Below are 12347 nucleotides of genomic sequence, written 5' to 3'. Positions count from 1 at the left end.
CCCCTGGAGGGGGGCCGTCGTTGGGCCGGGCGTGAGACATGTACTGAAGCGGGCGGCACACGCGCTCGCCGTGGCGGGCCTGCTCGTGGGCCTCGCGGGCTGCACCGGAGCGGACGGCGGCGGGGGCGGTGGGCTCTTCGACGGGCCCCTGCCCGGAAAGGCCCGGGCGCCGGGCGATGTGATCCGGGTGAATCCGGAGGACGGCACGCGCGGGATCCCCGCCGAGGGCCCGGTGGAGATCTCGGTCGACAGCGGGCGGCTCGAACGGGTGAGCGTGGTCCAGGTGGAGGACGCCCAGCGCACCGCCGTCGCGGGGGAGATCTCCACCGACGGGCTGCACTGGCGGCCCCGGCCCGGCACCCGGCTCGCGCTCGCCGCCAAGTACAGCGTGGACGCGGTCGCGCTCGACGGGTACGGCCACCGCTCCGCCCGGCACACCACCTTCACCACCGTCGTCCCCGAGCACCGCTTCATCGGCTACTTCAAGCCGGAGAACCGCTCCACGGTCGGCGTCGGCATGATCGTCTCGTTCTCCTTCAACCGCGAGATCGACAACCGCGGCGAGGTCGAGCGGGCCATCAGCGTGACCTCCGACCCGCCGGTCGAGGTCGTCGGTCACTGGTTCGGCAAGGACCGGCTCGACTTCCGCCCCGCCGCGTACTGGCAGCCGGGCACGAAGGTCACCGTCGAGCTCGCCCTGCGCGACGTCGAGGGCGCGCCGGGCGTGTACGGGATCCAGCGCAAGACCGTCGCCTTCACCGTCGGCCGCTCGCAGGTCTCCCTCGTCGACGCCGAGAAGCACACCATGGACATCCACCGCGACGGCGAACTGCTCACCACGCTGCCGATCACCGCGGGCGCGCCGAAGACCACCACGTACAACGGGAAGATGGTGGTCACGGAGCTGTTCGACGTGACGCGGATGGACGGGCGGACGGTCGGCTTCGGCGGCGAGTACGACATCAAGGACGTGCCGCACGCGATGCGGCTCACCGACTCCGGCACCTTCCTGCACGGCAACTACTGGGCCTCGGCGGACACCTTCGGCTCGGCGAACGTCAGCCACGGCTGCGTCGGGCTGCGGGACGTGAAGGGCGGCGCCACGGACACCCCGGCCGGCTGGTTCTTCGACCGGACGCTCGTCGGGGACGTCGTGGAGGTCGTCAACTCGCGCGATAAGCAGGTCGCTCCGGACAACGGGCTCGGCGGCTGGAACCTGGAGTGGAACCGCTGGAAGGAGGGTTCGGCCCTGAACTGAGGGGGCAGCTTCCGCTCTATCACGCCAACTGCGACGGAACGGTGACATTCACGAGGAAGATTCGTGTCCTGCGGTGTGATTATCTAACGCCGTGTGCGCGAGAGGATGCGCACGGGGGTGGGGCCCAGGCGGTGCCGGGTCGCGCGAGGGGAGAAGCATAGTGAACGGGCAGCCGATATCCGGGACGACCGCCGGACGACGGCGCCGCGGCGCCCGCCTGGGCGCGCTGACGACGGGGACGCTGCTCCTCGTCCTCACGGCGTGCGGGGGCGGTGCCACCGGCGGTGGCAAGGGGGGCCAGGACCAGGCCGGCGGCGCCGGCGGCAAGCAGGAGAACGCGGCCTCGCAGGCAGTCGTCACGGTCGCCCCGAAGGACGGCGCGGACTCCGTCGCCACCAACGGCGCGCTGAAGGTGACGGCCGACCAGGGCAAGCTGACCACGGTCACGGTCGCCGACTCCGAGGGCAACAAGGTCGACGGGAAGATATCCGCCGACGGCGCGAGCTGGCAGCCGACCGGGCACCTGTCCGCGAGCACCCAGTACAAGGTGCACGCGATCGCCCAGGACTCCGACGGCCGCGAGTCGGCGAAGGACACCACCTTCACGACGCTCGTCCCGAAGAACACCTTCATCGGCCACTACACGCCGGAGAACGGCGAGACCGTCGGCGTCGGCATGCCGGTCTCCGTCAACTTCACCCGGGGCATCACCAACCCGGAGGCCGTGGAGCGCGCCATCAAGGTGACGGCCGTGCCGGCCGTGCCGATCGAGGGCCACTGGTTCGGCAACGACCGCCTCGACTTCCGTCCCGAGGACTACTGGGCCGCCGGCACCAAGGTGACCGTGCAGCTCAACCTCGACGGCGTCGAGGGCCGGCCGGGCGTCTACGGCAAGCAGAAGAAGACCTTCTCCTTCACCATCGGCCGCCGCCAGGTGTCCACGGTGGACGCCTCGGCGCACACCATGAAGGTCGAGCGCGACGGCAAGGTCATCAAGACCATCCCGATCAGCGCGGGCGCGCCGTCCACGACCACGTACAACGGCCAGATGGTCATCAGCGAGAAGTACAAGGTGACCCGCATGAACGGGGCCACCGTGGGCTTCGGCGGCGAGTACGACATCAAGGACGTGCCGCACGCGATGCGCCTGTCAGCCTCGGGCACCTTCGTGCACGGCAACTACTGGGGCTCCCCGGGCATCTTCGGCTCCACCAACACCAGCCACGGCTGCGTCGGCCTGCGCGACGCCCGCGGCGCGGGCGACAGCTCCACGCCGGCGGCCTGGTTCTACGACCGCTCGCTCATCGGTGACGTCGTCGTGGTGAAGAACTCGAAGGACAAGCAGATCCAGCCGGACAACGGCCTCAACGGCTGGAACATGTCCTGGTCGGAGTGGAAGGCGTAAGCCCCTTCCGTACGCGTGACGAGGGACCCGGTGCTGTGACCGAACGCACCGGGTCCCGCGTCGTTAACGGCGGCTAACCTTCGGTCCATGACTGTGAACCTCGAAGTCGCCGAAGGCGTCGGCACGATCCGTCTCGACCGCCCCCCGATGAACGCCCTGGACATCGCCACCCAGGACCGGCTGCGCGAGCTGGCCCAGGAGGCCACCGACCGCGACGACGTGCGCGCGGTCGTCCTCTACGGCGGCGAGAAGGTGTTCGCGGCCGGCGCGGACATCAAGGAGATGCAGGTCATGGACCACGCGGCCATGGTCAAGCGGTCCCGCGGTCTGCAGGACGCCTTCACCGCGATCGCCCGCATCCCCAAGCCCGTCGTCGCGGCCGTCACCGGCTACGCGCTGGGCGGCGGCTGCGAGCTGGCGCTGTGCGCCGACTACCGGATCGCGGGTGACAACGCCAAGCTCGGCCAGCCCGAGATCCTGCTCGGCCTGATCCCGGGCGCCGGCGGCACCCAGCGCCTCTCCCGCCTCATCGGCCCCTCCAAGGCCAAGGACCTCATCTTCACCGGCCGCATGGTGAAGGCCGACGAGGCGCTCCAGCTCGGCCTGGTCGACCGGGTGGTCCCGGCCGCCGAGGTGTACGAGCAGGCGCACGCCTGGGCCGCGAAGCTCGCCCAGGGCCCGGCCGTCGCGCTGCGGGCCGCCAAGGAGGCGATCGACCAGGGTCTGGAGGCGGACATCGACACCGGCCTCGCCATCGAACGCACCTGGTTCGCGGGGCTGTTCGCGACGGAGGACCGCGAGCGCGGGATGCGCAGCTTCGTCGAGGAGGGTCCGGGCAAGGCCAAGTTCGTCTGAGCCCGACCGGGTGAGGGCGGTCTTCGGACCGTCTTCACGCCCCGTTCCGACTGACTTTGGCATATGCCAGGGTCAGTCTCGTGGAATTGTCGATTCCGGGGGGTCGATTCCCCCGGAACGGCCCCGCGGGCGGCCCGGTGCGGCCATGATGGTGGGCATGGCGGGCCTGGAGGGTACGGAACAACCGCGGCAGCATGGCGGTGCGACGGCCGCACGGTGGGTGCCGGGCGCCGAGGACGAACAGGCCGCGGAGACGCACCACTTGGCGACCGAGGCGCTGGCGCTGTACGGCAACCCGGCCGAGGAGGACGCCCGGCTGCCGTCCCGTCCCGAGTCCGCCGCGGTCGCCCGCCGGCTCACCGAATGGGTGGTGCTGCGCCACTGGAGGCTGAGCCCGCAGATCGCCGAGCACGCGGTGCTGCTCGTCTCCGAGCTCGTCGGCAACGCGGTCCGGCACACCGGCGCCCGGGTCTTCGCCCTGCGGATGCTGCGCCGCCGCGGCTGGATCCGGATCGAGGTGCGCGACCCCTCGCGCGGACTGCCCTGTCTGATGCCGGTGTCGGAGATGGACACCAGCGGCCGCGGCCTCTTCCTCGTCGACAAGCTCTCCGACCGCTGGGGCGTCGACCTCGCGCCGCGCGGCAAGACCACCTGGTTCGAGATGCGCGTCATGGACCGCTGACCGCTGACCGCTGACCGCGGGTGGGGCGGGGTCCGGACGCACGAGAGCCCCCGTTCGCCGTGGTGGGGCGGTTGGGGGCTCTCGTGAGGTGCGCCGTGGGCTAGGGGGGGGTGTTGCCCACGGCAGCCAAGTCGACCTGGCCCGGGTCAATGGGGGTCGTGTCATCGACTATGGCAGACAGGTGGCCTTGGCGCCAAAAGTCCCTACCGGGTCATATCCGGACATACATGGATGCTTCGCCGATGAATCGTTGGTGACCTAGAGCACCTACCTTGTAAACGATGAATAAATATGGGGTTCAACGGGTGTTTCCCGGGCTCGTCCGCATAGTGGACGGATGACCGCGACCCGTAAACGTCCTGAATCGGCTCAATCGTTATCTTTCAGGCCTAATCGTCTTTAAATAGTGCCCGTGATGCCGACCGACCGCCGCGGTGCCCTCCGGGCCGGCGCGGCCACCGCCCTCGCCGGAGCCCTCGCCACCGCCTGCGGTACGGAGCCGGACCCCGCCCCCCGCCCGCACAGCCCCGCCCCCGCGGCCCCCGTCGCCGCCCCCGCGCCCCGCCGCTATCCCGGCCGCCCCGCCGAGATCGCGAGCGGCCCGCCCGGCCGGCCCAGGGTCGCCCTCACCTTCCACGGCCAGGGCGACCCCGCCCTCGCCCGCGCGATCCTCGACCGCGCCGAGCACGCCGGCGCCCACGTCACCGTCCTCGCCGTCGGCGAGTGGCTCGACCAGCACCCCGAGATGGCCCGGCGGATCCTGGACGGCGGCCACGACCTCGGCAACCACACCCAGCGCCACATCGACATCAACGCGATGAGCGAGGCCGACGCGCACGCCGAGATCGAGGGCTGCGCCCGCCGGCTGCGCCGCCTCACCGGCTCCATCGGCACCTGGTTCCGGCCCTCGCGCACCCAGCACGCCGGCCCGGCCGTCCAGCGGGCCGCCCGCCGCGCCGGCTACCCGCACGTCCTGTCGTACGACGTCGACTCGCTCGACTTCACCTCGCCGGGACCGGCGGCCGTCCTCGCCAACGTCACCGGCCGGATCCGGGCCGGCTCGGTCGTGAGCCTCCACTTCGGCTACCCGGACACCGTCGCCGCGCTGCCCCTCCTCCTCGCCGACCTGGACCGCCGCGGCCTCTCCGCGGTCACCACCACGGAGCTGCTGAGCTGATGCCGACCCTCACGTCACGAACCAGGACCCTGGCCGCCGCCGCCCTGCTGCTCGCCCTCGGCGCCGGCCTCGCCGGCTGCGGCAGCCCCCACCCGGCGCCCCCGCGCACCGGCACCACCAAGGAGGCCGGCGCGCTCGCCGCCGTACCGAAGAAGAAGACCCCCGCCGACACCGGACTGCCCGGCATGCCACCGCTGCTCAAGCCCGACGACGTCTACGCCGCCGACCGGCCGAACGCGCTCTCCCCGGTCGTCAAGGACTTCCCGTCCCGGGTCTACGTCCCCAACACCAACTCCAACACGGTCTCCGTCATCGACCCCGCCACCTACAAGGTCGTCGAGACCATCCCGGTCGGCAGCCAGCCGCAGCACGTCGTCCCCTCCTGGGACATGAAGACGCTCTGGGTCAACAACGACCGCGGCCACACCCTCACCCCCATCGACCCGGCCACCGGCACCGCCGGCAAACCGGTCGAGGTGCACGACCCGTACAACCTGTACTTCACGCCGAACGGCAAGTACGCCGTCGTCATGGCCTCGCTCGACCGCGAGCTGGTCTTCCGCGACCCGCACACCATGGAGCGGAAGAAGACCGTCCCCGTCAGCTGCTACGGCGTCAACCACGCCGACTTCTCCGCCGACGGGCGCTACTTCGTCGTCTCCTGCGAGTTCTCCGGCGAGCTGCTCAAGGTCGACACCGAGAAGATGGAGGTCGTCGGCCAGCAGAAACTGCCCTTCGAGGGCGCCATGCCGCAGGACGTGAAGATCTCACCCGACGGCAAGACCTTCTACGTCGCCGACATGATGGCGCACGGCATGTGGGTCCTCGACGGCGAGAAGTTCACCACCCCGACCCTGCTGCACACCGGCAAGGGCTGCCACGGCCTGTACGTCTCCCGCGACTCCAGGGAGATGTACGTATCCAACCGCGGCGAGGGCTCCGTCTCCGTCTTCGACTTCACCAGGAACAAGCTCACCAAGAAGTGGTGGCTCCCCGACGGCGGCTCCCCGGACATGGGCGGCGTCTCCGCCGACGGCAAGGTGCTGTGGCTCTCCGGCCGCTACGACTCCGAGGTGTACGCGATCGACACGACGAGCGGCAAGCAGCTGGCCCGCATCCCGGTCGGCAGCGGCCCGCACGGCCTCGCGGTCTACCCGCAGCCGGGCCGCTACTCGCTCGGCCACACCGGCATCTTCCGCTGAGCCCGACCGGATCAGCGCGCCACCAGCAGCGCCTCCGCGCCCACCGGACGGTAGCCCGCCGCCAGGAAGGCGCGGACGCTGCGCGCGTTGCCGGGCGTGTTCTGCGCCCACACCACGGCGTCCGGGGTCAGCTGACGGGCCGCCGTCGCGAGCGCCCGCCCCAGGCCCCGGTGGCGCGCGTCCTCGTCCACCTCGACGGCGACCTCCATACGGCCCGCCACGCCCCGGCCCAGGGTCACCAGACCGCCGTCGGCGACCCACACCCGTACGTCGTCGCGGTACTTCAGCGCCCGCGCCACCCGCGGATGGTCCTGGTCGTCGATCTCCCGCAGCCCGATCTCCGGCTCGCCCGGCAGCGCGTCCGCGACCGTCATCAGGTCGACGGTGGTCAGCTCCCGGCCCGTGCGGGCCGCGAGGGCCGTCAGGAAGCCCGGGGTCATGCTGGCCACCAGCGGGTCCGTGGACGCCGCGGCCAGCTCGGCCCGGATCCACTCCGGGTCCTCGTCGAGGAACACCACCGAGTGCGCCGTGAAGGACAGCACCCCCGCGTCCCGGCCGTTCGGCTGCGGCACGATCGTCGTCGAACCGTCGGGCGCCGGGAACTCGCCCCGGGCCGCCGCCGCCAGAATCCCCGCCACCGTCCCGTACATGCCAGCGCTCATGCCCCCATCATGCGGCACCGCCGCGTCCGGCTAATCTGGCCCTCTCAAACGAAGCACCATGAAGGGGCGGAAGCAGTGGCGGACATCAACGAGGCCGAGGCTCGCACGGCATTCAACAAGTTCGACGTGGACGGCGACGGCTTCATCACCGCCGCCGAGTACAAGCACGTCATGGCCGAGATGGGCGACTTCAACGTCACCGAGACGGTCGCCGCGGCCATCATCAAGCAGCGCGACGACAACGGCGACGGCATGCTCTCCTGGGACGAGTTCTGGTCGCACCTCAGCAAGGCCTGAGCCGTCCGGGACGCGGACGGGCGGCGCGGGGCCGCCGAGCCCCGCCGGCCGCGTACGACCATGCGTACGTACGCGAGTTGCCGCCCGTCCGGGCCCCGGTGACGATCGTCCGGTGACGCTCCCCGGACCCTTCGGCACCCCGGCCCGCCTGACGGCGGCGGTCCTCGCCGTGACCGCCGTCCTCGCGGTCGCCCTCCTCGGCGCCGGACTCGCCCAGACGGGCACCGGCGAACTGGTGATCCCCGCCGCCGGCAGCATCACCCTGCTGCGGCTCCTCGTCCTCGTCGCCTTCGCCGTCACCGTCGGCGAACTCGCCGGCGTCCGCATCGCCGGGCAGGGCCCGCTGCCGCGCCGCTGGTCCCTCGCCGCCGCGGCCCTGGGCTGCGCGGCCTCCGCGGGACTGCTGCTCCTGCTCGCCGCCATCAGCGGCCTGCGGCTCACCACCGTGTACGGGCTCCGCGAGGGCCGGCTGATCCTCGTCACCGCCAACGCCTTCGCCCTCGCCGCCATCTGCGCGGCCACCCGCCGCCCGGCCCTCGCCGCGCTGCCGCTCGCCGTCGCCGTCGGCGCCGAGGCGATGCGCGCCCACCCCGAGTCCTACACGCCGGCCATCGGCATCGGCCTCACCGTTGTCCATCTGACGGCCGCCTCGCTCTGGTCCGGCACCCTGCTGTACGTGCTGCGCACCATGCGGCTGCGCGGCGGCGCCCGGGACGTCCTGCTGCGTTACGCGCGGATGGCCGCCTGGCTCTTCGGCGCCCTCTGCGCCACCGGCACGGTCTCCACCCTGCGCCGGCTCCCGCTCGACGGCGTGCTCACCACCGCCTACGGCCGCGTCCTCGTCGTCAAGCTGGCCCTCTTCGGCGTCACCGCGCTGCTCGCCCTCACCGCCCGCCGCCGCATGCTGCGCGGCGCCGACGCCCAGCCCCCGGCCCGGGTCGAGCTGGGCGTCCTCGGCGCGGTGGTGCTGGTCTCGGCGCTGCTCACCGTGGTGCCGGACCCGCACTGGCTGCTGCCGCCCTGACGCGGGGGGAAGACGGCGAGCGCCGGCCTCGGTGGTCGTGACGTCACTACAGCGGGAACCGGCACGGTGGTCGGTTTCGCCGAGGATCAAGGATTGGCCTAGACCTATTGTGCGGCCGTGTCCGTGACGGTACGTTCGTCCCCGGCTGCGCAGCCGGTACGAAACGCACCACATCGCATCGTCAGGCATTCCGCCGGGGCATCCCGGCGTTTTCAGGAGGACATGCCATGTACCGTCGCACCGCAGCCGCTCTCGCCACCGCCGTGACCGCCGGGGCCCTCGCGCTCGGCGCCGCCGGCGCCGCCCAGGCCAGCCCGGGCCCGGGCTACTACGCGAACAGCTCCTACTCCTCGTACGCCGACTGCCAGGCCGCCGGCCGGGCCGGCTACCGGATCTGGGGCCCGGTCTTCTCCTGCGAGCCCTTCAGCTCCGACCGCCCGGACATCATCGTGCTCTGGGTCCGCGCCTGACGCGGGACGGCCGGCCCCGGGAGAACCCCGGGGCCGGCCGTCGCGTGCGTGCGAGGGGCGGTGCTCAGCACTCGATGATGTTCACCGCGAGGCCGCCGCGCGCGGTCTCCTTGTACTTCACGGACATGTCCGCGCCCGTCTCCTTCATGGTCTTGATGACCTTGTCGAGGGAGACCAGGTGGCTGCCGTCGCCGCGCATCGACATCTTCGCCGCCGTCACGGCCTTGACCGCCGCCATGCCGTTGCGCTCGATGCACGGGATCTGCACCAGGCCGCCGACCGGGTCGCAGGTCAGGCCCAGGTTGTGCTCCATGCCGATCTCGGCCGCGTTCTCCACCTGCTCGGGGGAGCCGCCGAGGACCTCGGCGAGGGCGCCGGCGGCCATGGAGCAGGCGGAGCCGACCTCGCCCTGGCAGCCGACCTCGGCGCCGGAGATCGAGGCGTTCTCCTTGAAGAGCATGCCGATGGCGCCGGCCGCGAGGAGGAAGCGGACCACGCCGTCCTCCTTCTCCTCTTCCGAGGCCCCGCCGGCCCCGAAGTTCATGTAGTAGTGCAGGACCGCCGGGATGATGCCGGCCGCGCCGTTCGTCGGGGCGGTGACCACACGGCCGCCCGCCGCGTTCTCCTCGTTCACGGCCATCGCGTAGAGGGTGATCCACTCCATCGCGTGCGCGGCCGGGTCGCCCTCGGAGCGCAGCTTGCGCGCGGAGGTGGCGGCGCGGCGGCGGACCTTGAGGCCGCCGGGGAGGATGCCCTCGCGGGACATGCCGCGCGAGACGCAGGACTGCATGACGCGCCAGATCTCCAGCAGACCCTCGCGGATCTCCGTCTCGGTGCGCCAGGCCTTCTCGTTCTCCAGCATCAGCGAGGAGATCGACAGGCCGGTGTCCTTGGCGAGCCGCAGCAGCTCGTCACCGGTGCGGAACGGGTACTTCAGGACGGTGTCGTCCGGGATGATCGGGTTCTCGCCGGCCACCGCGTCCTCGTCGACGACGAAGCCGCCGCCGACCGAGTAGTACGTCTTCTCCAGGACGAGCGCGCCCCCGGCGTCGTACGCGAAGATCGTCATGCCGTTGGCGTGGTACGGCAGCGCCTTGCGGCGGTGCAGGACCAGGTCGTCGTCGAAGGAGAACGGGATCTCGTGGGCGCCGAGCAGGTTGATCTTCCCGCTCGTCCTGATCTGCTCGACCTGCTCGTCGGCGGTCTCCACGTCCACCGTGCGCGGCGAGTGGCCCTCCAGGCCGAGCAGGACGGCCTTCGGGGTGCCGTGGCCGTGGCCGGTGGCGCCGAGGGAGCCGTACAGCTCGGCCCGGACCGTGGCGACGTGGGCGAGCAGCCCCTCGTTCTTCAGGCGGCGGGCGAACATGCGGGCCGCGCGCATGGGGCCCACCGTGTGGGAACTCGACGGGCCGATGCCGATCGAGAACAGGTCGAAGACCGAGATGGCCACGGGGACTCCTTGTGGGGCTGGACGCCGTTGTCTGCCGGGGTGGTGCAGAACAAGCAGGAAGAGCGGGAGGGACGTGCGGGACGTGCGGGGCGGTAAAGCGGTGGGGCACCGCGCTCACTGTCCAGTGTGCGCGGTGCCCCGGAGTTTTCGTACGAACGAGCGCTGGAACTAAAGCGTACGAAATTACTTCAGGCCGGGGTACAGCGGGTGCTTCTCGGCGAGAGCCGTGACCCGGGCCTTCAGGGCCTCGGCGTCGAAACCGGGCTTCAGGGTCTCGGCGATCACGTCGGCGACCTCGCGGAAGTCCTCGGCCTGGAAGCCGCGGGTGGCGAGGGCCGGCGTGCCGATGCGCAGGCCGGAGGTGACCATCGGCGGGCGCGGGTCGTTCGGAACGGCGTTCCGGTTGACCGTGATGCCCACCTCGTGGAGCCGGTCCTCGGCCTGCTGGCCGTCGAGCTCCGAGTTGCGCAGGTCGACGAGGAGCAGGTGCACGTCGGTGCCGCCGGAGAGGACCGAGACGCCGTGCTGCGTGACGTCGTCCTGGACCAGGCGCTCGGCGATGATCCGGGCGCCGTCGAGGGTGCGCTGCTGGCGCTCCTTGAACTCCTCCGAGGCCGCGACCTTGAAGGAGACGGCCTTGGCCGCGATCACGTGCTCCAGGGGGCCGCCCTGGAAGCCCGGGAAGACGGAGGAGTTCAGCTTCTTGGCGAACTCCTTCTTCGCCAGGATGATGCCGCCGCGCGGGCCGCCGAGCGTCTTGTGCGTGGTGGAGGTCACCACGTCCGCGTACTCGACCGGGTTCGGGTGCAGACCGGCCGCGACCAGGCCCGCGAAGTGGGCCATGTCGACCCACAGGTACGCCTCGACCTCGTCGGCGATCCGGCGGAACTCGGCGAAGTCCAGCTGACGCGGGTAGGCGGACCAGCCCGCGATGATCACCTTCGGGCGGTGCTCCTTGGCGAGGCGCTCGACCTCGGCCATGTCGACCAGACCGGCCTCGTCCACGTGGTACGCGACCACGTTGAACTGCTTGCCGGAGAAGTTCAGGCGCATGCCGTGGGTGAGGTGGCCGCCGTGCGCCAGGTCCAGGCCGAGGATCGTGTCGCCGGGCTGGGCGATCGCGAACAGCGCGGCCTGGTTGGCGGAGGCACCGGAGTGCGGCTGCACGTTGGCGTACTCGGCGCCGAACAGGTCCTTGATCCGGTCGATCGCGATCTGCTCGGCCACGTCGACGTGCTCGCAGCCGCCGTAGTAGCGGCGGCCCGGGTAGCCCTCGGCGTACTTGTTGGTGAGGACCGATCCCTGCGCCTCCATGACCGCGACCGGAGCGAAGTTCTCCGAGGCGATCATCTCGAGGGTGGTCTGCTGGCGGCGGAGCTCGGCGTCGACGGCGGCGGCGACGTCCGGGTCCAGCTCGTGGAGAGGGGTGTTCAGAAGCGACATGAATCGATCCCTGGGGGTCTCGGTCAGCCTGCGATGAAGGCGTCGTACTCGTCTGCGGAGAGCAGGTCGGCCGGCTCGGCCGTGATGCGCACCTTGAACAGCCAGCCACCCGTGAACGGAGCCTTGTTCACCAGCTCCGGGTCGTCCACGACGTCCTGGTTGGCCTCGACGACCTCACCGGTCACGGGGGAGTACAGCTCGCTGACCGACTTGGTCGACTCCAGCTCGCCGCAGGACTCGCCGGCGGTCACGGTGTCGCCGGCCTCGGGGAGCTGGACGTACACGATGTCACCGAGGGCGTTGGCCGCGTGCTCGGTGATGCCGATGGTGGCGACGCCGTCCTCGACGGCCGACAGCCACTCGTGCTCCTTGCTGTAGCGAAGCTGCGTGGGGTTGCTCATGACCTGATTCTCCTGGATGCG

The 12347-nt window shown here is 71.3% G+C and carries 13 protein-coding genes; 9 read left to right on the top strand and 4 right to left on the bottom strand.

The window, feature by feature from the left end:
* Positions 1-31 precede the first annotated feature (31 nt).
* The 6 genes from ACFYU9_RS33065 (at position 32) to ACFYU9_RS33040 (ending at position 6579) form a co-directional block, all read left to right on the top strand.
* Entirely contained in the window at positions 32-1258 is a 1227-nt protein-coding gene (locus tag ACFYU9_RS33065; RefSeq protein WP_389208740.1) for an Ig-like domain-containing protein, read from the top strand.
* Between the two features lie 160 nt (positions 1259-1418).
* A complete protein-coding gene (locus tag ACFYU9_RS33060) occupies positions 1419-2663 on the top strand; it encodes an Ig-like domain-containing protein (protein ID WP_389208742.1) in 1245 nt (414 codons plus the stop codon).
* Between the two features lie 87 nt (positions 2664-2750).
* Positions 2751-3518, top strand: coding sequence for an enoyl-CoA hydratase/isomerase family protein (locus tag ACFYU9_RS33055; protein ID WP_389208744.1), 768 nt, complete (start codon positions 2751-2753; stop codon positions 3516-3518).
* Positions 3519-3675: 157 nt separating this feature from the next.
* Entirely contained in the window at positions 3676-4200 is a 525-nt protein-coding gene (locus ACFYU9_RS33050; protein ID WP_389208746.1) for an ATP-binding protein, read from the top strand.
* 415 nt (positions 4201-4615) lie between these two features.
* Positions 4616-5377 carry a polysaccharide deacetylase family protein gene (locus ACFYU9_RS33045; RefSeq protein ID WP_389208748.1) on the top strand — a complete coding sequence of 254 codons (762 nt, stop codon included), beginning with the start codon at positions 4616-4618 and terminating at the stop codon, positions 5375-5377.
* Complete coding sequence (locus ACFYU9_RS33040) at positions 5377-6579, top strand: YncE family protein (protein ID WP_389208750.1); 1203 nt, start codon at positions 5377-5379, stop codon at positions 6577-6579. Before ACFYU9_RS33045 ends, ACFYU9_RS33040 begins: the two co-directional genes overlap by 1 nt.
* An 11-nt stretch (positions 6580-6590) precedes the next feature.
* Here the strand turns inward: ACFYU9_RS33040 and ACFYU9_RS33035 are convergent, their stop codons facing one another.
* The gene (locus tag ACFYU9_RS33035; RefSeq protein WP_389209212.1) at positions 6591-7229 is read right to left on the bottom strand and encodes a GNAT family N-acetyltransferase; all 639 of its coding nucleotides are present in this window, start codon (positions 7227-7229) and stop codon (positions 6591-6593) included.
* 87 nt (positions 7230-7316) lie between these two features.
* Here ACFYU9_RS33035 and ACFYU9_RS33030 point away from each other — a divergent pair, with 87 nt between their 5' ends.
* From ACFYU9_RS33030 to ACFYU9_RS33020, 3 genes are all read left to right on the top strand, one after another.
* On the top strand, positions 7317-7538 hold the full coding sequence (locus ACFYU9_RS33030; RefSeq protein WP_389208752.1) for an EF-hand domain-containing protein: 222 nt from the start codon (positions 7317-7319) through the stop codon (positions 7536-7538).
* Between the two features lie 112 nt (positions 7539-7650).
* Positions 7651-8562 (top strand): CopD family protein, encoded by a 912-nt coding sequence (locus ACFYU9_RS33025; protein WP_389208754.1) that lies wholly within the window; start codon positions 7651-7653, stop codon positions 8560-8562.
* Positions 8563-8789: 227 nt separating this feature from the next.
* A complete protein-coding gene (locus tag ACFYU9_RS33020) occupies positions 8790-9032 on the top strand; it encodes a hypothetical protein (protein WP_389208756.1) in 243 nt (80 codons plus the stop codon).
* 64 nt (positions 9033-9096) lie between these two features.
* Here ACFYU9_RS33020 and ACFYU9_RS33015 read toward each other — a convergent pair whose 3' ends face one another.
* From ACFYU9_RS33015 to gcvH, 3 genes are all read right to left on the bottom strand, one after another.
* Positions 9097-10482 carry an L-serine ammonia-lyase gene (locus ACFYU9_RS33015; RefSeq protein ID WP_389208758.1) on the bottom strand — a complete coding sequence of 462 codons (1386 nt, stop codon included), beginning with the start codon at positions 10480-10482 and terminating at the stop codon, positions 9097-9099.
* Between the two features lie 183 nt (positions 10483-10665).
* Positions 10666-11925, bottom strand: a complete 1260-nt coding sequence (glyA, locus tag ACFYU9_RS33010; protein WP_389208760.1) for a serine hydroxymethyltransferase — start codon at positions 11923-11925, stop codon at positions 10666-10668.
* A gap of 23 nt (positions 11926-11948) precedes the next feature.
* Positions 11949-12326: a glycine cleavage system protein GcvH gene (gene gcvH, locus ACFYU9_RS33005; protein WP_389208762.1), complete on the bottom strand. Its 378-nt coding sequence runs from the start codon at positions 12324-12326 to the stop codon at positions 11949-11951.
* Positions 12327-12347: the final 21 nt, after the last annotated feature.

The organism is Streptomyces sp. NPDC004327, assembly GCF_042873935.1.
Lineage (GTDB): Bacteria > Actinomycetota > Actinomycetes > Streptomycetales > Streptomycetaceae > Streptomyces.
The sequence above is the reverse complement of the archived record's forward strand: the minus strand, read 5'-3'. Positions and strand labels throughout refer to the sequence as shown.

What these genes read in the sequence shown, in the direction of transcription:
- gcvH (WP_389208762.1), bottom strand. Translation starts at nt 12,326, where the DNA reads ATGAGCAACCCCACGCAGCTTCGCTACAGCAAGGAGCACGAGTGGCTG.
- ACFYU9_RS33040 (WP_389208750.1), top strand. Translation starts at nt 5,377, where the DNA reads ATGCCGACCCTCACGTCACGAACCAGGACCCTGGCCGCCGCCGCCCTG.
- ACFYU9_RS33050 (WP_389208746.1), top strand. Translation starts at nt 3,676, where the DNA reads ATGGCGGGCCTGGAGGGTACGGAACAACCGCGGCAGCATGGCGGTGCG.
- glyA (WP_389208760.1), bottom strand. Translation starts at nt 11,925, where the DNA reads ATGTCGCTTCTGAACACCCCTCTCCACGAGCTGGACCCGGACGTCGCC.
- ACFYU9_RS33035 (WP_389209212.1), bottom strand. Translation starts at nt 7,229, where the DNA reads ATGTACGGGACGGTGGCGGGGATTCTGGCGGCGGCGGCCCGGGGCGAG.
- ACFYU9_RS33045 (WP_389208748.1), top strand. Translation starts at nt 4,616, where the DNA reads ATGCCGACCGACCGCCGCGGTGCCCTCCGGGCCGGCGCGGCCACCGCC.
- ACFYU9_RS33020 (WP_389208756.1), top strand. Translation starts at nt 8,790, where the DNA reads ATGTACCGTCGCACCGCAGCCGCTCTCGCCACCGCCGTGACCGCCGGG.
- ACFYU9_RS33055 (WP_389208744.1), top strand. Translation starts at nt 2,751, where the DNA reads ATGACTGTGAACCTCGAAGTCGCCGAAGGCGTCGGCACGATCCGTCTC.